General features: G+C 67.1%; 15 protein-coding genes. 9 read left to right on the top strand and 6 right to left on the bottom strand.

The features are described 5' to 3' along the window. Nucleotides 1-41 precede the first annotated feature (41 nt). The 9 genes from ACORQU_RS17735 to ACORQU_RS17775 all read left to right on the top strand — a co-directional run bounded on the left by ACORQU_RS17735 (nucleotide 42) and on the right by ACORQU_RS17775 (nucleotide 11329). Nucleotides 42-2804, top strand: coding sequence for a TonB-dependent receptor (locus tag ACORQU_RS17735; protein ID WP_491642372.1), 2763 nt, complete (start codon nucleotides 42-44; stop codon nucleotides 2802-2804). Further along, entirely contained in the window at nucleotides 2801-4372 is a 1572-nt protein-coding gene (locus ACORQU_RS17740; protein ID WP_491642373.1) for a sialidase family protein, read from the top strand. Before ACORQU_RS17735 ends, ACORQU_RS17740 begins: the two co-directional genes overlap by 4 nt. A gap of 102 nt (nucleotides 4373-4474) precedes the next feature. Beyond that, nucleotides 4475-5191, top strand: coding sequence for a FadR/GntR family transcriptional regulator (locus ACORQU_RS17745; protein WP_491642374.1), 717 nt, complete (start codon nucleotides 4475-4477; stop codon nucleotides 5189-5191). 10 nt (nucleotides 5192-5201) lie between these two features. Beyond that, the gene (locus ACORQU_RS17750; RefSeq protein ID WP_491642375.1) at nucleotides 5202-5840 is read left to right on the top strand and encodes a 2-dehydro-3-deoxy-6-phosphogalactonate aldolase; all 639 of its coding nucleotides are present in this window, start codon (nucleotides 5202-5204) and stop codon (nucleotides 5838-5840) included. Continuing rightward, nucleotides 5837-6985 (top strand): galactonate dehydratase, encoded by a 1149-nt coding sequence (dgoD, locus tag ACORQU_RS17755; protein WP_271645818.1) that lies wholly within the window; start codon nucleotides 5837-5839, stop codon nucleotides 6983-6985. The genes ACORQU_RS17750 and dgoD overlap by 4 nt, the downstream gene beginning before the upstream one ends. Nucleotides 6986-6990: 5 nt before the next feature. Continuing rightward, nucleotides 6991-7782 carry an SDR family NAD(P)-dependent oxidoreductase gene (locus ACORQU_RS17760; protein ID WP_491642376.1) on the top strand — a complete coding sequence of 264 codons (792 nt, stop codon included), beginning with the start codon at nucleotides 6991-6993 and terminating at the stop codon, nucleotides 7780-7782. Further along, a complete protein-coding gene (locus ACORQU_RS17765) occupies nucleotides 7779-8675 on the top strand; it encodes an SMP-30/gluconolactonase/LRE family protein (protein WP_491642377.1) in 897 nt (298 codons plus the stop codon). The genes ACORQU_RS17760 and ACORQU_RS17765 overlap by 4 nt, the downstream gene beginning before the upstream one ends. Nucleotides 8676-8705: 30 nt before the next feature. Further along, a complete protein-coding gene (locus ACORQU_RS17770) occupies nucleotides 8706-10265 on the top strand; it encodes a sodium/sugar symporter (protein WP_491642378.1) in 1560 nt (519 codons plus the stop codon). A gap of 29 nt (nucleotides 10266-10294) precedes the next feature. Further along, nucleotides 10295-11329, top strand: coding sequence for a sialidase family protein (locus ACORQU_RS17775; protein WP_491642379.1), 1035 nt, complete (start codon nucleotides 10295-10297; stop codon nucleotides 11327-11329). Nucleotides 11330-11398: 69 nt separating this feature from the next. On the opposite strand, the gene ACORQU_RS17780 is transcribed toward ACORQU_RS17775, so the two are convergent. The 6 genes from ACORQU_RS17780 to paoA all read right to left on the bottom strand — a co-directional run bounded on the left by ACORQU_RS17780 (nucleotide 11399) and on the right by paoA (nucleotide 18690). After that, a complete protein-coding gene (locus ACORQU_RS17780; protein WP_491642381.1) occupies nucleotides 11399-13438 on the bottom strand; it encodes a CHASE2 domain-containing protein in 2040 nt (679 codons plus the stop codon). A gap of 13 nt (nucleotides 13439-13451) precedes the next feature. Continuing rightward, complete coding sequence (locus tag ACORQU_RS17785; protein ID WP_491642382.1) at nucleotides 13452-14069, bottom strand: OmpA family protein; 618 nt, start codon at nucleotides 14067-14069, stop codon at nucleotides 13452-13454. A 7-nt stretch (nucleotides 14070-14076) separates the two neighbouring features. Then, nucleotides 14077-14535, bottom strand: coding sequence for a FecR family protein (locus ACORQU_RS17790; RefSeq protein WP_491642384.1), 459 nt, complete (start codon nucleotides 14533-14535; stop codon nucleotides 14077-14079). 339 nt (nucleotides 14536-14874) lie between these two features. Next, complete coding sequence (gene paoC, locus ACORQU_RS17795) at nucleotides 14875-17082, bottom strand: aldehyde oxidoreductase molybdenum-binding subunit PaoC (protein ID WP_491642385.1); 2208 nt, start codon at nucleotides 17080-17082, stop codon at nucleotides 14875-14877. 1 nt (nucleotide 17083) lies between these two features. Beyond that, nucleotides 17084-18034, bottom strand: a complete 951-nt coding sequence (locus ACORQU_RS17800; protein ID WP_491642387.1) for an FAD binding domain-containing protein — start codon at nucleotides 18032-18034, stop codon at nucleotides 17084-17086. Further along, the gene (paoA, locus tag ACORQU_RS17805) at nucleotides 18031-18690 is read right to left on the bottom strand and encodes an aldehyde dehydrogenase iron-sulfur subunit PaoA (protein ID WP_491642388.1); all 660 of its coding nucleotides are present in this window, start codon (nucleotides 18688-18690) and stop codon (nucleotides 18031-18033) included. The genes ACORQU_RS17800 and paoA overlap by 4 nt, the downstream gene beginning before the upstream one ends. Nucleotides 18691-19239 lie beyond the last annotated feature (549 nt).

Consider the following 19239-nt stretch of genomic DNA (forward strand, 5'->3'; position numbering starts at 1 on the left):
AGGCCGTCGGCGTTCCACAGACTTCATCCGGAGAAGACCTCATGTCCCAACGGCCTGCACGCACGCTGTTGTCGGTATCCATCCTGTCGTCCCTGCTGCTCCCGGCGCTGGCCCACGCACAGCAGTCCACCACCACCCAACCGCAGGATGCGCCGCAGACGGCTGCGCCTGCCGTACCGGACGCGCAGGACGGCACCACCCCGTCACCGACCGACCTGGACGCGGTCAAGGTGACCGCGCTGCGGCAGAGCCTGCAGACCGCGCAGAACCTCAAGCAAGGCGCGGACATGATCGTCGACTCGATCGTGGCCGAGGACATCGGCAAGCTGCCGGACAACTCGGTCGCCGATGCATTGCAGCGCGTGACCGGCGTGCAGATCGCCCAGGGCAGCCAGGGTGAGACCACCGGCGTGGTGATCCGCGGCCTGCCCAACATCATCAGCACGGTCAACGGCCGCGAAATCTTCAGCGGCTCCGGGCGCGGCTATGCGTTCCAGAACCTGCCCGCCACCGCGGTCAAGACGCTCAGCGTGTACAAGACCAGCGAGGCCTCCCTGCCCCTGGGCGGCATCGCCGGCCTGGTCGACATCCAGCTGCGGCGACCGTTTGACTTCGAAGGGCCACAGGTCGCCGCGACCTACGACTTGACCCACAGCAACTACGGTGGCAAGCACGATCCCAACGCCAGCCTGCTGCTGAGCAACACCTGGGATACCGATATCGGCAAGATCGGCGCGCTGGTGAACTTCGGCTATATGGCCAAGGAGTACGCCTATGACGCGGTCTGGTCGGACTACCCCAAGGTCCTCACCGATGGGACCAACCCGATCCGCACCGACGACGGCAACCTGATCTCTGCGCCCAACGGCTTCGGCACCGCCTACAACGACGGCAACCGGCGCCGCGGGGCTTTCAACTACGCTCTGCAGTGGAAGCCCAGCGACAACACCGAGGTCTACCTGGAAGGCCTGTACGACTACGTGCGCGATCGCTACGGGCAGGCGTATTACTTCAGCTTCCCGGTCGGGGTGATCCCGCCGACCTCGCTGTCGGTGACCGACAACTGCTATGCCAACCAGTTGGCGGGTGACTATCAGGGCCAGACCATCTGCGACGCGGCCAGCGGCACCTGGGACGGTGACAGCTATGCGGCCACCAGCATGCAGGCGCACAAGCAGCGTGGCCAGGACATCCAGAACGCGCTTGGCTTCAAGTGGGATGGCCAACAACTGCACCTGTCCACCGAGATCTCGCGCACGTCCGGATACTACCGAGACCGCAACTTCATCATCGACACCTATCTCCAGGGCCCGATCAGCACCGTCTGGGCCGGCACTGGTGGCAACCACGTCAACTGGTATCTGGATGGCGATCCGGCGCTGAACCCGCAGAACTTCTACCTGGCCGGCCTGTTCCAGACCTGGAGCTACACCTACGGCGAGGAGAACGCCTGGCACGGCGACGGACACTTCGATTTCCTCGACGGCCCGATCGCCTCCATCCAGTTCGGCTTGCGTTACGCCGACCGAGAGGCGCTGGCGCGTGGCAGCACCCAGATCTCCACCCCGCCGCCAGGCGGCCAGGGTTCAACCGCAGATCCCAACCTGGACAACCAGGTCACCCGCCTGGGAAGCGACTTCATGTGCACGATGGGCAGCAACGCGGCGATGAAGCAGGACTGGCTGGTCCCCTGCTACGACTACCTGATCAAGAACGCCGACGCATTGCGCGAGCTTTACGGCCTGCCCGATGGCATTGCCGCGGAGAACCCGGGCCGCTACTTCGATATCGGCGAAAAGAAGCTGGCCGGCTATCTTCAGGCCCGGTACGACATTGACCTGGGCGAGACGGTCCATGTCGACGGCCTGGTCGGCGTGCGCGCCGAGAAGGTCCGGCGCAACCTGGACGCCTTCAGCTACGACGCGGCCACGGCGACCTACAGCCCCCTGAGCGAGAACACCAGCGATCTCAACGTGCTGCCCAACGTCAGCGCCAATTTCCACTTCGGCCCGGCGTGGCAGCTGCGCTTCGCCGCCGCCAAGACGCTGAGCTATCCGGACTTCGGTTCGCTCAACCCGTCGTTGTCGCTCAACCCGGGCACCATCAATCGCGAGGGCCAGGCCGCCAGCGGCAACCCCGAGCTGACCCCGATCGAATCGAAGAACTACGACGCCTCGTTGGAGTGGTATTTCTCGCAGGTCGGCTATGCCAGCGTTGGCCTGTTCCGCCGCGACATCGATGGCTACATCCAGACCTACACCACCGCGACTACCATCGGCGGCGATCCGTACCAGCTGACCATCCCGCTCAGTGCCGGCAGCGGCTACCTGCAGGGCGTGGAAGCGGCCTGGCAGCAGACCTTCGACTTCCTGCCCGGTGCGTGGAGCGGCCTGGGCGCGCAGTTCAACTACACCTATATCGAAGGCGAGACCAAGGCCCCGGCCTCGGTGGGTGGCCCGATCATCACCCGTCCGCTGCAGAACGTCTCGAAGAACAACTACAACGCGGTGCTCTTCTACGAGAACTTCGGCATCTCCGCGCGCCTGGCCTACGGCTACCGCAGCCGATACATCGACGGATTCACCCAGGACACGGTATCGGGCAACGAGGACTACGTGGAACCGGCCAACTCGCTGGACTTCTCCTTCAGCTACGACTTCAACCCGCACGTGACCATGGTGCTGTCGGCAACCAACCTGCTCGGCAACGACTTCCACCAGTTCTGGGGTGACGGCACCACGCGGCCGCGCGACATCCGCTTCCAGGACAAGACCTACGGCGTGGGCATCAGGTTCAAGCTGTGAGGCCTGCCCTGCTCCTGCTGGCCGCGTTGACGCCGATGCTGCCGATCGGCCTCGCCAGTGCGGCGGACGCCGATACCGCGGTGGCGGGACGGCACCTGGCCGACGGCGTCGGCTATGCCTCGGCCGTGCGCCTGTCCCATCAGGCGCGGGCGACCGACAACGGTCGCCTGTTGCTGGTGTTCGAACCCGCTGGTCCGGAGAGCCTGCCCCTGTACGAGAGCCGCGACGCCGGTGATCACTGGCGGCAGGTCGGCCACGTCACCGACCAGGCCCATGGGCAATCCGCCCAGTGGACCCTGCGCTGGCAACCCCACCTGAGCGAGCTGGCTGGCGCCAGCGGAGACCTCAAGCCCGGCACCCTGCTGCTGGCCGCCAACGCCATCCGCCGCGACGCCGGGGAGCACCTGATCGCGCAGGACCTGCAGCTCTATGCCAGCACCGATGGCGGAGCCAGCTGGCACTACCGCAGCAGTATCGTCGGCGGTGACGGCCAGCCCTCGGACCGCCTCAATCAGGGCGTGTGGGAGCCGGATATCGTGCGGCTCGGCGATGGACGCTTGGTGGCCTACTACTCGACCGAGCGCCACAAGGCGCAAGGGTACAACCAGCTGCTCGCCCACAAGGTCTCCAGCGACGGCGGGCGGACCTGGGGCGAGGAAGTGTTCGACGTGGCCTTCCCCGGTGGCGTCGAGCGCCCCGGCATGGCGGTGGTCGAGCGCGTGCCCGGCCACGGCTACGTCATGGTGTTCGAGAACATCGACAACACCCAGGCACCCCACAACGGCCAGGTGCACGTGAAGTTCAGCACCGACGGCCTGGACTGGGGGGCGCCCGAGGACCACGGCGTGGCGATCCAGACGGTCTCGGGCGCATGGCCATCGGCCTGCCCGACCGTGCTGTGGATGCCGGGCCCCACCGACCAGGGCACCCTGATCGTCGCGGCGCAGCGCGCCGGCGGTGGTGGCGATGCCGGTGGGCGCACGTTCTACCGCAACGACACCGGTGGCCGCGGGCCGTGGTGGGAAGTGGTCGCGCCGGTGCAGAAGCAGACCGGCAACATCCATGCGGGTTGGACCCAGGCCCTGGTGCCCTTGCCGGACGGGCGCCTGCTGCATGTGACCTCATCCTCCACACCGACAGCCCCGGACCGTGAGGACGCCAACGAGATCCTCTATGCCCGTGCACCACTTGCGCTGCACCGCTACGAGGCCGAGGACGCCGAGCGCCACGACGCCGCGCAGATCCAGACCGACGACGCCTCGGCCGGGCGCAAGATGCGCTTATCCAGCAATGCCGATGCGGCCCTGCGCTTCAAGGTGCAGGTCGGGACCGCGGGCAGGCAGCGCGTACAGGTGCGCTATGAGGCCGTCGGCTTTCAGGCCATCCCCGTGCTGCAGGTCAATGGAGCACTGGCGACGCTGGACGCTTCGCCAGCACCGGATGGCAAGGGCTGGCAGCTCGCGAGCTGGACGGTCACGCTGCAGCGCGGCGCCAACACGCTGGTGCTGAGCAACCCGGAGCGCCCGCTGGATTATGACCATCTGGACATCCTGGGACTGACGCCATGACCGGAACACGGTCCCAGGCCGAGATCGCGCGCGTGCGTTCTAGATTTTGTCGGATAATACTGTCAGCGGCGCCATCTCGTGCGTCTGGACAGAGGATTTCCAGTGAGACAGATCGCGGTGCGCAACCTGCACGACCAGGTGATCCAGGAGATCGGCCGGCTCATCATCAGCGGCGAGATCAAGCCTGGCGAGCTGCTGCCGCGCGAGGAGGCGCTGGCCCAGCGCATGGCGGTCAGCCGCTCGGCGTTGCGCGAGGCGCTCAAGGTGCTCGGCTCCAAGGGCCTGATCGAGACCAAGCAGAAGACCGGCACCCGGGTGCGCGACCCGCGCTACTGGAACCAGCTGGACGCCGACATCCTGGGATGGCGCTGTGCCTCGATGCCCACCGAGGATTTCGTGGAGAAGCTGGTCGAGATGCGCGCGATCATCGAGCCGGCGGCCGCTGCGGCGGCCGCCAAGCGGCGCACCGCCGAGCAGCTGGCCCGCATCAAGCAGGCCTACGAGGCGATGGATGCGGCCGTGGACCAGGACGCCTGGACCAAGGCGGACCTGCAGTTCCACGAAGCGGTACTGGACGCCTCCAACAACGAGCTGATGGGCTCGTTGTTCTCGGTGATCGAGACCGCGCTGGGGACCTACTTTTTGCTGTCGGCGCGCAAGGCGGCCGACTTCAAGTATTCGCTGCCGCGCCACTTCGCCGTCTACGACGCGATCCGGCTCAAGCGCCCGGAATCGGCGCGCGAAGCCATGGCCGGGATGATCGTCGATTCACGCGCCAACATCCGGCGCCGTTCGCGCAGCAAAGCCACTCAAACCTGACGGAGTCCGCATGAGCACCGCATGGCTGCAACCTCTTCCACTGGTTGCGATCCTGCGGGGGCTGACGCCGCAGGACGCGATCGGCGTCGGCACCGCACTGGTCGATGCCGGCTTCCGCACCCTGGAAGTCCCGCTCAATTCGCCTGACCCATTGGAGAGCATCGGCCTGCTGGCCGAGGCCTTCGGCGATCGCTGCCTGGTCGGTGCCGGCACAGTGACCACCCCAGCCCAGGTCCGTGACATCGCCCGCGTTGGCGGCCGGCTCATCGTCATGCCGCATGGCGACACGGCGGTCGTGGCCGAAGCCAAGGCCGCCGGCATGGTCTGCGCCCCCGGCGTGGCAACCATGACCGAGGCCTTCGCCGCGCTGGCCGCGGGCGCCGACGCGCTCAAGCTCTTCCCCGCCGAACAACTCCCTCCTGCCGTGCTCAAGGCCTGGCTGAGCGTGCTGCCCAAGGGCACCGCCCTGCTGCCGGTCGGCGGCATCACCCCGGACAACATGGCCGATTACCTCGCCGCCGGAGCCAGTGGTTTCGGCATCGGCTCGGCGCTGTACAAGCCGGGCACGCCAGCCGCCGAGGTCGGCGCGCGTGCCCGCACGTTCATCGACGCCTGGAACAAAACGACCCACAGGGCCCCCACCCCATGAAAATCACTGCCATCACCACGTTTCTGGTTCCGCCGCGCTGGCTGTTCGTCCGCATCGATACCGATGCCGGCATCAGCGGCTGGGGCGAACCGGTCGTCGAGGGCCGCGCGCAGACCGTCGCCGCGGCCGTCGATGAACTCTCCGATTACCTGATCGGCAAGGACCCGCGCCACATCGAGGACCACTGGCAGGTGCTGTACCGCGGCGGTTTCTATCGCGGCGGCCCGATCCTGATGAGTGCCCTGGCGGGCATCGACCAGGCCCTGTGGGACATCCACGGCAAAGCCCTGGGCCAGCCGGTACACGCGCTGCTGGGCGGCCCGGTGCGCCAGCGCATGCGTGTGTACTCGTGGATCGGGGGCGATCGCCCAGCCGACACCGCGCGCGCGGCCACCGCGGCGGTGGAGCGCGGTTTCAGCGCGGTCAAGATGAACGCCACCGAGGAGGTGCAGTTCGTCGATTCCCACGACAAGGTCACCCGCGTGCTGGAAAACGTGCAGGCCGTGCGCGATGCGGTGGGCAAGGACATCGGCTTGGCCGTGGACTTCCATGGCCGCGTGCACAAGCCGATGGCCAAGGTGCTCATGCGCGAGCTGGCACCCTTCGACCTGATGTTCATCGAAGAGCCGGTGCTCTCCGATCACCTGGAGGCGATCCCAGAACTGGCCGCGCTCTCCCCTGCCCCGATCGCGCTGGGCGAGCGCCTGTATTCGCGCTACGACTTCAAGCGCGTCCTCACCACCGGCGGCGTGGACATCATCCAGCCCGATCCCTCGCATGCCGGCGGCATCACCGAGACGTGCAAGATCGCCGCGATGGCCGAGGCCTTCGACGTGGCGCTCGCCCTGCATTGCCCGCTCGGGCCCATCGCGCTGGCGGCCAACCTGCAGATCGACGCGGTCTGCTACAACGCCTTCATCCAGGAACAAAGCCTGGGAATCCATTACAACGCCTCCAACGATCTGCTGGATTACCTGGTGGACCGTTCGCCGTTCGCCTACCAGGACGGTTATGTCGCCATCCCCGGCGGCCCGGGCCTGGGCATCGAGATCAACCAGGCCTATGTGGACGAGCGCGTCGCCGAGGGCCACCGATGGCGCAACCCCATCTGGCGGCATGCCGACGGCAGCGTGGCCGAGTGGTGAGTGCGATGAGGGAGGACATCGAACACACCGAGACCGCGTCGATGGCGCGCTACCCCAGCCTGGCCGGGCGCACGGTGCTGGTCACTGGTGGCGCCACCGGCATCGGCGCCGGCTTCGTCGCGCACTTCGCGCGGCAGGGCGCGCGCGTGGCGTTCCTGGACATCGACGACGCCGGCGCGCAGGCCTTGCAGGCCAGCCTGGCCGATGCGGAACACGTCCCGCTCTACCGGCACTGTGATGCCACGGATCTGGAGGCGCTGGAGACGGCGATCGCCGAGGCCCGTGCGCAGCTCGGGCCGATCACCGTGCTGGTCAACAACGCGGCCAATGACGTGCGCCATCGATTCGGCCAGACCACCGCGGCCGAGTTCGAACGCAACATCGCGGTCAACCTGCGCCACCAGTACTTCGCCACCCAGTCGGTGGTCGGCGACATGCGCGCGGCCGGTGGTGGCTCGGTCATCTGCCTGGGCTCCACCGGCTGGATGATCAAGAACGCCGGCTACCCGATGTACGCCATGGCCAAGTCGGCGGTGCACGGCCTGGTCAACGGCCTGGCCCGCGAGCTGGGCGCCGACCGCATCCGCATCAACGCGCTGGTGCCCGGCTGGGTGATCACCGACAAGCAGCGTCGCCTGTGGCTGGACGATGCCGGCAAGGCGCAGATCGCGCAGTCGCAGTGCCTGCCCGGCTACCTGCAGGTCGAGGACCTGGCGCGGATGGCGCTGTTCCTGGCGGCCGACGACAGCCGCATGTGCACCGGCCAGCAGTTCATCGTGGATGGGGGCTGGGTGTGAGCGACGACGCACGTACGGTCGTGGCTGCTGGCAACCGCCTGGGCGAAGGCGTGGTGTGGTGCGAGCGCACCGGCGCCCTGCTGTGGACGGACATCCACAACGCGGTGCTGTGGCGCCACGTCCCGGCCACCGGTCACACGCAGCAATGGCCGATGCCCGAGCGGCTGGCCTCGTTCGCGCTATGCAAGGCCGATGGCTGGCTGCTGCTGGCGCTGGCCTCCAGGCTCGCCTTCTTTCACCTGGACACAGGTGAATTGCGCCCGCTCTGCGACATCCCACGTGCGCCCGATACGCGCGCCAATGATGGGGGCTGCGACCGGCAGGGTCGCTTCGTGTTCGGCACGCTGCATGAGCCGGCGCAGGGTCCCAAGCACAAGGTCGGCGGTTTCTTCCGGCTCAATGCGGATCTGACCTTGGAGGCGCTACCGCTGCCCGGCGTGGCGATCTCCAACAGCATCGCCTTCAGCCCCGCAGGCGACACGATGTACTTCTGCGATTCGCTGGACCGGCGCATCCAGCGCGTCGCATATGGCGACACCCTGGGTGTGCCCGCCACGTTCGTCGACCTGTCCGATCGCCCCGGCGAGCCGGACGGCGCGGCGGTGGACGCCCAAGGCGGCCTCTGGAGCGCGCAGTGGGGCGCGGCCCGGGTGACACGCTATCTGCCCGACGGCCAACACGATCGCGATATCCATCTCCCTACCGCCCAGCCCACACGGCCGGCGCTGGGTGGTGCGGACCTGTCCACGCTGTACATCACCAGCGCCCACGACGGCCTGGTGGGGAGTGACCGTGATCCAGCCGGCGGCGATGTCTTCGCCGCGCCGGCCGGCGTGCGCGGCCTGCCCGAAGCGCGCTTTGCCGGCGATCCCAACGCCGCGTTGCGCTCCTGATCCCGATCCGACCTGCGGAGAGTTTCCCCGATGCGTCTTTCCCCCCTCGACATCACCATCGTGCTGGTCTACCTGACCGGCATCTTCGTGCTGGCCCAAGTGGTCTCGCGCGAGAAGGGTGGCCGTGAGAAGTCCGCTCAGGACTACTTCCTGGCCAGCCGCAGCCTGCCCTGGTGGGCCATCGGCGCCTCGCTGATCGCGGCCAACATCTCGGCCGAACAGATCATCGGCATGTCCGGCTCGGGCTATGCCATCGGCCTGGCCATCGCTTCCTACGAGTGGATGGCCGCCCTGACCCTGCTGATCGTCGGCAAGTGGTTCCTGCCGATCTTCCTGCGCAACCGCATCACCACCATGCCGCAGTTCCTCGAGGAGCGTTACGGCACGCGCATCCGCACGGTCATGGCGATCTTCTGGCTGGCGCTGTACGTGTTCGTCAACCTCACCTCGATCCTGTGGCTGGGCTCGATCGCCATCGCCCAGGTCACCGGGATGGACCAGATGCTGGCGCTGGTGCTGTTGGGCGCCTTCGCCCTGTTCTATCAGCTCTATGGCGGACTCAAGGCCGTGGCCCTGACCGACATCGTGCAGGTCTCGCTACTGGTCATCGGCGGCATGATGGTCACGGTCATTACGCTGAGCAAGATCGGGGATGGCAGCGTGGTGGCCGGCTTCACCACCCTGCTGGCGCAGGAACCGGGCCGCTTCCAGATGATCCTCAAGCCGGACAACCCCTTCTACAAGGATCTGCCGGGCCTGTCGGTGCTGATCGGTGGGCTGTGGATCGCCAATCTGAGCTACTGGGGCTTCAACCAATACATCATCCAGCGCGCCCTGGCCGCCAAGGACGTGCCCGAAGCGCAGAAGGGCATCGTATTCGCCGCCTTCCTCAAGCTGCTGATCCCCGTGATCGTGGTGCTGCCCGGCATCGCCGCGGTGATGTTGGCCCCGGGGCTGGAGCGCCCCGATGAGGCCTATCCGACGATGATGCGGCTGCTGCCCAGCGGCGTGCTGGGGCTGGTCTTCGCCGCGCTGATCGCCGCGATCGTGGCCTCGCTGGCGTCCAAGATCAATTCGGTGGCGACCATCTTCACCCTGGACTTCTATGCCAAGCGCGCGCCCGAGGCGTCGCAGAAGCGCCTGGTGATGGTCGGACGCATCACCGCGATCACCGCGATCGTCATCGGCGTGCTGACCGCCCGGCCGCTGCTGGGCGGGTTCGACCAGGGCTTCCAGTACATCCAGGAGTTCACCGGCTTCTTCACCCCGGGCATCGTGGTGATCTTCTTCATGGGCATGTTCTGGAAACGGGCCAACGAAGCCGGCGCCCTGACCGCCGCCATCGCCTCGTTTGTCCTGTCCCTGGTGCTCAAGCTGGCGCTGCCGGACGTGCCGTTCATGAACCGCATCGGGCTGGTTTTCCTGTTGTCACTGGTCCTGGCGATCGTGGTGTCGCTGGTCACCAAGGCCAGCGGCGACCGCGACCGCATCCAGACCCGTGATGTCAGCTACCACACCACGCCCTCGTTCAACGTGGCCGCGCTTGCGGTGGTGGCGATCCTGACGGCGCTGTACGTGACCTTCTGGTGAGCCCGCTCGCGGCGCGATGGCGCGTAGGCGTGGCGCTCGCTGGAATGGTGCTGGCGCACATGGCCCTGCCGTGGTCCGCCGCGGCCGCGGAAGCCGTCCGGGTTGATTGGGGCCGACGCGCGGTGCTGGCCCGCGACGGCGCTGGCTGGGGCCGGATGACGCGGCTGCAGGACGGCCGCTGGCTGGCGGTGAATACCCGCTTCGGCGTCGCGCAGGAGGGTACGCCGCTGGAGCTGCGCATCAGCGAGGACCGTGCCCGCACCTGGACGCTCCGCGGGCAAGTGGCCGAGGCCGGGCGCCGACTGGACAACGGCGAACTGCTGCAACTGCCGGACGGCCGCATCCTGCTGGCGATGCGCTCGCTCATCGAGCATCGCTCCTATCGGCTGGTGCTTTACGCCAGCGACGACCAAGGCCTTCACTGGCAGCCCCTGAGCGTGATCGCCCGCAACGAGGAGCCGCAGGGACGCACCGATCGCGGCGTATGGGAGCCCAAGCTTTACCTGTTGCCCGACGGGCGGCTGACGGTGCTCTATGCCGACGAAACCCTGGCCGACGCCAGCCCCGCCGACGCCCAGGTGGTCGCGCAGCGCATCTCGGAAGACGGTGGACGCAGCTGGGACGATCGCCGGGTGGTCGCCGCCGAACCCGGCGGCGGCCACCTGCGCCCGGGCATGCCGGTGATGACCCGCTTGGTCGATGGCCGATGGCTGATGGCGTTCGAGATCTGCGGCCGCGATCCGCAATGCCCGGTGTCGATGAAATATTCCGACGATGGCGTCCATTGGGACGAGGGCCTGGGCATGCCGATGGGCGGCCTGCGCTGCGCGCCTTCGGTGCTGGCGCTCGAAGGCACGCTCCTGGCGACGTCCTGCGCCAACCGGATCGAGGCCAGCCAGGACGCTGGCGCCAAGTGGCGGCCCCTGCCGTCGGCGCCGGGTCCCGTCGGCTTCCTCCACAGCTGGCCGGCCCTGTACGACCTGGGCGATGGCGAGATCGCCCAGCTCAGCAACGTCGGACGCAATGTGGAGTTTAGGTTCGGTCGCCTGCGCGTGGCACCTTGACCACGGGTCCTGCGCCGCGGAGCGGGTGAGGCGAAGCGGCTGTTTCTGTGCTCCGCTCTGCCGCAGCCCTCAGCCTGGCACCAGCCGTGCGCCCGTGGCTTCTACAGTCTTTGTTGCGACCGGGAGCGGCGCGTCGTCGTCCCGATACCGCTCGGCGATGGCGACAACCTGCGCTTCGATGGCGAAGAACGCATCCAGGACCGCAGGATCGAAGGTCGTCCCACGCAGTTCCTGCATCATCGCCTTGGCCCGCTCGTGCGGATACGGGTCCTTGTAGCAGCGCCGGCTGATCAGCGCATCGTAGATGTCGGCCACCGCCATGATCCGGCCCGACAGGGGGATCTGCTCGCCCTGCAGGCCGTCCGGATAACCGGTGCCATCCCACTTCTCGTGGTGGGTGGCGGCAATCTCGCCGGCGATGCGCAGGAAGTTGTCGCCTTCAATGCTGCGCGCGGTGCTATAGATGATCTTGCGGCCGAAATGCGCATGTCCGCGCATGATCTCCCGCTCCTCGGGTGTATGCGGACCGGGCTTGAGCAGGATGTGGTCGGGCACACCGACCTTGCCGATGTCATGCAGCGGCGCGGACAGAAACAGCAGCTCGATGTATTCCTCGGTCAGCAACGCGGCATGCCGTTTGGTCCTGCGCAGTTCCTCGGCGATGGCGCGCACGTAATGTTGGGTGCGTTTGATATGCGCGCCGGTTTCAGGGTCCCGCGTTTCAGCCACCGCCGCCATCGATTCGATGGCCACCTGCCGGGCGTTGGCCAGCTGCCTGCGCCAGCGCAGCGCCTGTCGCTGGCTGAAGACAAAGCGCAACGCAAAGCCGCCTACCAGCACGACACCCAGCGTCAGTAGCGGCCCGCCCATCGGCAGGAACAGGCCCGTATGCTGGAAGGTCATGGCCATGCTTCCCAGCAACGCGGACGCCGCCATCACCGTAGCCAGGGTCACCACCGTCAGGCGATAGCCGGAGACGCACAGCAGGCCGAACACCGCGGCCACCAGCAGGCCCAGCGCAAGTGCAAGGTCGCCTCCCCACGCAGGCAGACGCACCAAGGCATCGTCCAGAATGTTCTGGGCCATGACCGATTGGATCTTGAGACCGGAAAACTCCGCGTCGACGGCCGTGGCATGGACATCGTTCAAGCCGACCGCGGAGGATCCGATGAAGACGATCTTGCCGGCCAGATCCTTCGGTCGGACTTGGCCGCTAAGCACCTCGACCGCCGGCACGCTGTTGTACACGCGCGACGGGCCATTGAAACGTAACAGCGCATAGCCGCTCCGGTCGATGGGAATGCGATGCTCACCGATCTTCAGCGACAGCCCGTCGCGCCCGGCTTCCACCGTTCCGGACTGGACGCCTAGCGCATGCATCGTCGCCGCCAGCGCCAGGCTGGGATAGACCACCCCCTGGTGCTCGATCAGCAGCGGCAACCGGCGCAGCACCCCATCCGCATCGAGGCGGCTGTTGACGAAGCCGCTCACCCGGGTCTGCGAGGCCACGGTCGGCGTGTTCTCCATCACCCCGGGGGCCTGCTCGAGCGTCATCAGGTCCAGCCGGCCATCGAATCCGAACCCAGGCCGCAGCGCCCGGGGCGCGGTCTGGTGGTCGAAATAGAAGTAGCGCGCGCCGATCGCGTCGGATCGGGCCATCGCCTGCCCCAGGTAGCCGTCATTGTCCTGCAAGCCTTCGGGGACGCCCTGGATCCCGATGTCCAGGTCGAAATCCCGCTTGAATGCCTGCCGGATATCGACCAGCGAGGTCCGGTCCGGCTCCGGGAACAGCACATCCAGCGCGAGGGCGGCCGGCTTGGCGGCGGCGACGCCTTCCACCAGGGAGGCGACCCGATAGCGCGGCCACGGCCACTGCCCGACCGAGGCCAGGCTGACCTCGTCGATATCGACCACGACCACGTCCGGCGCCGGTGCCTGCGAGGCGCTGCGCACCAGCAAGGTGTCCAGCAACCAACGATCCAGCGCGCCAGCCGGACCCAGGCCACTGCGCCCAGCCAGCCCGATCAGGGCGGCGACGCCAAGCGCGGCCAACAGGCAGGCGACGATGGTGCGCCGTGGTACGGGTGCGGTGGGGATGAAGGTGCTCATGGCGCGCGCGGACTCACAGGATCACGATTTCCGCACGGCGATTGCGGGGCTCGGGCACCCCCGGCCGGGTCGGGACCAGCGGTGCCTTGTCACCGAAATACTGCACATCCACCGGCAGCTCCGGGTCGATCTGCTTAAGCAATTTGGCCACGACACGGGCGCGTTGGGCCGACAGCGACAGGTTGTACGCCGCCGTGCCCGCCGCATCGGCGTAGCCGAAGACGGTCACCTCGGTCGGCAGACGGTCGCGCACGGCTTCCAGCACTTGTGGCAGCAGGCGCTTGGATTCGGGCGTCAATTCCATGCTGTCGAACAGGAAATTCAGTACGAAGCTGCGCGGCGGGCTGGGCTGGGCGTCCAGCAGGGCCCGATGGGCCGCGTCAAAGCGCGCCTGATCCTGGGCGTGCGGCGGCTTGGGCGCGGCGGCGGACGGCGCGATTTCCACAGCGGCGTATGCCTGGTCGATACGCTGGCTGCCCTGGCCGTTGGACACCACGACCGCGCCGACGTGCCCCTCCTGGTCAGGCAGCAGCGTCACCCGCGTGGGCGCCGAGGCGCAGGCGCCCAGCGTCATTGCCGCCACGCACGACAGGGCCAGTCGCCCGGCGCCACGGAATCGCATGACAGACATGGTTGGCTCAGTTGGCTTCGATGAGGAACCGGGTACCGCGCACGCCCACAGTGGCCTTGGGCGTCTCGATCTTCACCGACTCGGGATCGAGCTTGCCGATCTTGCCGGACTCGTAGATCGCCGAGCCGCGGGTCATGTAGAGCGAGAAGGAGAACTTGTCCTCCTTCGGCGCGAAGACGTAATCGCGCACCACGATGTCCGCGTCCTGCCCCAGCGTCAGCAGCGTGCCATCGCGGAACACGATCGATGCGGTGGCACCTGCGCCGGTGACCACCCGATCGGAGACCTCGAGCTGCGCGCCTCCGGCCGCCTCGAGCGTCTTGCCACCGCGCGTGATCGTCACCGACCCGCGCACCTGCTTGACCAGCGCGACATGCCCATCATCGATGGTGCTCTCCGCGGCCAGCACGGGAATGGCCAGGCATACCAGACACAACAGCGCCACCAGGCGCAGGCAAAGCTTCATCACGATTTCCCCCTGTCAAGGCACGGCCACCCCGGTCGGACTCCATCCCCGCGTGGCTGACGCCACATCCTGCATCCATGCATCCGAACCGGCATGCACGATATCGGCCGCGCACGCTGCAAATACAGTGTCAGATGATGGGCAGAAAAGCATAAACAAAACCTTCATCATCCTGACCAGGGATGGATCGCGTTTCCACGCGCCGCGGCGCCTGCCAATCCAGGAAAAATGGATCCTGGTGCCAGGTCGGCGGCGTCCACTGCCCCCCTTACAATTCAGCCAGGCGTCTCCGCCGTACCGGGGGAAACGCGGGTCCCTGAAAGACCCACGTCCGCGGCGTCAAGCCGTCAACGCCGGCCGAGGCAGCTTGTCCAACAGCTTGTCCAGCGTCACCGGGTAATCACGGATCCGCACGCCGGTGGCGTTGTAGACCGCATTGGCCACGGCAGCGGCGACGCCGCAAATGCCCAATTCCCCGACGCCCTTGGCCTTCATCGGCGAACTGGTCGGATCCGTCTCTTCGAGAAAGACGACTTCCTGGTGCGGGATGTCCGCATGCACGGGCACCTCGTAGCCGGCCAGGTCATGGTTGACGAAATACCCAAGCCGCTTGTCGATCACCAGTTCCTCCATCAGGGCCGCACCGGCACCCATGGTCATGGCCCCGATGACCTGGCTGCGCGCCGACTTGGGATTGAGGATGCGCCCGGCCGCGCACACCGCCAGCATGCGCCGGATGCGGATCTCGCCGGTATAGCTGTCCACCGCGACCTCGACGAAGTGTCCGCCGAAGGTCGATTGCTGGTAGCGCTCGGCCAGGTCGCCGTACTCCATGGTGTCCTCGACGGTCAACGGGCCGGCACTGGCGGCGTCGGCAAGCCGCTTACGCTGGGTGCCCACTTGCACCATGCCGTCGCCGAAATCCGCCTGCGCGGGATCAAGGCCAAGCTTGGCCGCGACCGCTTCGCGCAATTTCATGCAGGCCGCATAGACGCCGGCCGTGGAGCTGTTGGCACCCCACTGCCCGCCCGAGCCGGCCGACACGGGGAACGCCGAATCACCCAGCACGACCTTCACCTGCGACATGGGCACGCCCATCATTTCCGCCGCGGTCTGGGCGATGATGGTGTAGGTTCCGGTCCCGATGTCGGTCATATCGGTTTCCACGGTCACCAGGCCGGCGTTGTCCAGCGTGACCCGCGCGCCGGATTTCATGTTGAGGTTGTTGCGGAAGGCCGCTGCCATGCCCATACCGATCAGCCAGCGTCCTTCGCGGCGCATCGCAGGCTTGGTGCGTTTGTCCCAGCCGAAGCGCTCGGCCCCCTGCTCCAGGCATTCCACCAGACGTCGCTGGGAAAAGGGGCGCTCGGGCTTGGCCGGATCGACCTGGGTGTCGTTGAGGACACGGAACTTGACCGGATCCATGGCCAGCTTTTCGGCCATCTCGTCCATGGCGATCTCCAGGGCCATCAGCCCGGGGGCCTCGCCGGGCGCGCGCATGGCGTTGCCCTCCGGCAGGTCCAGCATCGCCAGGCGCATGGCGGTCATCCGATTGGGGCCGGCGTAGAGCAACTGGGTCTGGGCGACGGCGGTTTCCGGATCGCCGCCCGGCAGATTGCCGGACCAGCTTTCATGGCCGGTGGCGGTGATCTTGCCGTCACGGGTAGCGCCAATGCGCAGGCGCTGCAGCGTGGCCGGCCGGTGGGTCGTGTTGTTGAACACCTGCGGTCTGGCCAGGGTCACCTTGACCGGACGCCCCACGTGCTTGGCCCCGAGCGCGGCCAGGATGGCGTCGGTGCGCACGAACAGCTTGCCGCCGAAACCGCCGCCCAAGTAAGGCGATATCAGGCGGACGTTCTCCTTCGGCAAGCCCAACGTCTTGGCCACATCCCCACGCCCCCAGGCGATCATCTGGTTCGAGGTCCACAGGGTCACCTTGTTGCCGTCCCACCGGGCGATGGAGGCATGCGGCTCCATCATCGCGTGGGAATGGTCCGGGGTGTGATAGGTCGCGTCCAACTGCACGGGCGCCGCGGCGAAGGCCCCGGCGAAGTCGCCGACCGCGGTGTCCTTGTTGCTGTCGCCTTCAGGCATCTTCGCGGTGTCGCGCGCGGCCGCTAGGTCGTACTTTCCCTGCTGGCGCACGTAATCCACCTTGACCAGGGCGGCCGCTGCCCGGGCCTGCTCGAAGGATTCGGCCACCACGATGGCGACCGCCTGGTGGTAATGCTCGATCTCGGGCCCTCCGAGCAAGGTCGCGGTATTGAACTGGCCCTTGCCCAGCTTGCCCGCGTTCTGCGCGGTGACGATGCCCAGTACGCCCGGCGCAGCCTTGGCGGCGGCCAGATCCATCGCACGGATGCGTCCCTTGGGGATCGCGGCGCAGACCACGTAGCCGTAGGCGGCATCGGGGGCCACGTCGTGGCGCTCGTAAGCGTAGGGCGCGGTGCCGGTGGTCTTGAGCGGACCGTCGATGCGGTCGTGGGGTTTGCCGACGATCCGGCCCTTATCGATGGGGTTGGTCGTGGCTGGCGTGTCGAATTTCATCTCATGCCCTCGCTTCGGCCAGGATGGCGCCCAGCGTCCGCTCCACCAGCGGCAGCTTGAAGGCGTTGTGTTCGGTGGTTTTGGCGCCGGCCAGGAGGGTGTCCACCACGGCCTTGGCCCCGTTGGGCATCTGGGCGTCGGCGGCGGGGTCGCGCCACGGCTTATAGGCCACGCCGCCAAGTGCGACCGCACCGGTGCCATCGGGCTGCACGATCGCGGCCACCGAGATCAGGGCAAAAGCGTAGGACGCGCGGTCGCGGACCTTGTGGTAGACCTGCTTGCCGCCCGCCGGCTTGGGCAGAGTCACCGCGGTGATCAGTTCACCGCGCTCCAGCGTGGTCTCCAGGTGTGGCGTGGTCCCCGGTGCGCGATACAGCCGATCCAGGGCAATCACGCGGGTCTGTCCGTCCGGCTTGACCGTCTCCACCTTGGCGTCCAGCGCGCGCATGGCCACGGCCATGTCGCTGGGATGGGTGGCGATACATGCGGGGCTGGCACCGACGATGGCCAGCTGCCGGTTGAAGCCTTCCGCGGCGGCACAGCCACTGCCCGGCAGGCGTTTGTTGCAGGCCTGGTTGGTGTCGTAGAAGTACGGGCACCGCGTGCGCTGCAGCAGGTTGCCGGCCGTCGTGGCCTTGTTGCGCAGCTGACCGGACGCGCCGGCCACCAGGGCACGGGTCAAGAGCGGATAGTCCTTGCGCACCCGTGCATCGGCGGCCAGGTCGGTGTTGCGAACCAGTGCGCCAATCCGCAGGCCGCCGTCTTCGGTCGGCTCGATCGCATCGAGTTCCAAGCCGTTGACATCCACCAAATGGGTCGGCGTCTCGATCTGCAGCTTCATCAGGTCGATCAGGTTCGTCCCGCCGGCGATGAACTTCGCGTCCGGATGGTCCGTCAGCGCCTGCGAGGCCTCGGCTGCGGAGCTCGCGCGCGCATATGTGAAGGCTTTCATGCGTTCTCCCCCGCCACTTCGCTGATCGCTTCCAGGATGTTGGAGTACGCGCCGCAACGGCAGATGTTGCCGCTCATGCGCTCACGGACCTCCTCCGGCGTGAACTTGCCAGGGGCATTCAGGTCTTCGGTGACGTGGCTGGGAATGCCCTGCTTGATCTCTTCCAGCACAGTCACCGCCGAGCAGATTTGGCCGGGGGTGCAGTAGCCGCACTGATAGCCGTCGTGCTTGACGAACGCTGCCTGCATGGGATGCAGCGCATCGGGCTGGCCCAGCCCTTCAATCGTGGTGATCTTCGCGCCATCGTGCATGACCGCGAAGGTCAGGCACGTATTGATGCGGCGGCCATCGACGATGGCCGTGCAGGCCCCACATTGGCCGTGATCGCAGCCCTTCTTCGTTCCGGTGAGCTTGAGGTGCTCACGCAATGCGTCGAGCAGCGTGGTGCGTGTGTCCAGTTCCAACGTGGTCGGCTTGCCGTTGACCTCCAGCTTGACCTTGGCGGTGGAAATGGTCTCGGCCCTGGGGGCGCTCGCGACCATCGCCTGCACGGGGGCAGCGACCATGCTGCCTGCCGCAACGCCGGCGGCCGAGACGCCGCTGGCGGCAATCATTTCGCGGCGGGTGATCTTGAGGTCGTGCAAGGGATTGTTCATGCCTGGCTAGTCCTCTAGCTGGGTGGGGAAATTTGCGTGATGCCCTAGCCTCCACCAGCCAGGGTCAGGCATGCGTGAATCCGAGGGCGTGCATGGCCGCCCGATGCAGCACTTGATCCTACAAGCGGATCGCCGGTTGACGGCCCTTGCATCGCGCACCGTCATGAATTGCGTGCATACATCGGCCAGCGGCCTGATCGCTCAAGTGTCTGGGGATTGCCCCTGTAGACATCGGTTGTGCTTGGGACGCCCCGAGTCACCCTACCGCGATCACGACCGCTGGACGTCCGGCTTCCCGGTGTGGGCCAGCAGGTCGATATGCTCGAAAAATGCCCGGTATCGGCCCCCACGCCGTTGCGCGCGGCCGGCGCGGCACGGACCGGAGGCGCGCATTCAAATCCTCGGCACCAAGGGACTCGCGCCGGTCGATGCGATGTCTGGACCGAAACCACCCGGCGACGCGACCCGTTTCATCAGCGCGCCTGATCCCGGCCGCTCAACGGAAACGGCTCAATTCTGTCCAACTTGTCATTATTCGGACGCTAAATG

Source organism: Pseudoxanthomonas sp. JC1303 (assembly GCF_058448525.1).